The following is a 1111-nucleotide window of genomic DNA, read 5'->3' on the forward strand; positions in this document are numbered from 1 at the left end:
AGCGGCATGGTGTTGTTGGCGTTGAAGCGCGGGTAGGAGCAGATCGTGGCGTTGTTGGACAGGGGCGTGACGCTGCCCACGGGCAGCCCCGCGCCCATTCCCGCCTCTACTCCTGCCTCCCCGCCGGACCCGGCCTGAGGTTCGGCGTGGGCGACGAGGCGGTCGAGCCAGTCGCCGAAGACCTCGGCGTCGGAGTTGAGCAGGACGACGGCGCGGCCCTGGCGCAGGCCGAGGGCGCGGTTGACCGAGCGGACGAAGCCGAGGTTCTGCTCGTTCTCGACGAGGTGGAACAGGCCGCGGCCGGCGAGGGCGGCCAGCTCCGCGGTGAGTTCCGGGTCGGGGGAGCGGTCGTTGACGGCGAGCAGGGTGAAGGGGGTGGCCTGGGGCGCCGACAGGCAGGCATGGATGGCGCGCAGGGTCTCGCCGCGGCCCTTGTAGACCGGGACGATGACGACGACGCGGGCCTGCACGATGGGCAGGGCGCGGGGCAGGCGGTCCCAGTCATCGGCCGCCGGGGCCTCCATGGGCGGGTAGGTGCCGAGATCCTCGGGGCAGCCCATCAGCCCGGCGGCGCGGCCGGTCCGCACGTAGTGCAGGAACGGCGACTCCCCCGCGCCCAGCAGATGCCCGTAGGCCCGGCGGTAGAAGCGGGTCGAGAAGGTCTTGCTCGGGTCGCGGTCCTCCTCCTGCCCGTGGGACAGGAAGTGGATCACCGGGCCGTTCTCGAAGCCGCGGGTGTCGGGGTAGCGCTTGACGTACCAGGGCGCGTCGAAGAGCGGCTCGATCAGGCGGGCCTGCTCGAACAGCTCCGCGTCCTCCTCGGCCGGCAGCGCGCCGTAGCGCGGATCGAAGGCCTCGCCCGCGAGGTCGTCGCCGCGCAGAAGGGCCCGGGCGAGGTGATGGACGAAGGGCGCGAGGCCCGTCGCCTCCGCGGAGGGATGGTGCGCGCGGTAGGCCCAGCCGTTGAAATCGGGTCGGGGATTGCGGCCCGTCTTCCAGCCGGTGTCGCAGTAGTCGCGCACCGCGTCCTCCGCCTCGGACAGCCCGTGGCGCGCCCGGTAGAAGCCGTGGTCGAAATGCCCCGCCACCAGCCGCGCCTGCAGGTCCAGGA

The 1111-nt window shown here is 72.8% G+C and carries 1 protein-coding gene; it reads right to left on the reverse strand.

Going from position 1 to position 1111, the window contains the following annotated elements:
• Window positions 1–1111: glycosyltransferase (locus H288_RS0131975; RefSeq protein WP_020096608.1), on the reverse strand; the 1111-nt coding region annotated here is incomplete at both ends.

The organism is Methylobacterium sp. 285MFTsu5.1 (assembly GCF_000383455.1).
Lineage (GTDB): Bacteria > Pseudomonadota > Alphaproteobacteria > Rhizobiales > Beijerinckiaceae > Methylobacterium.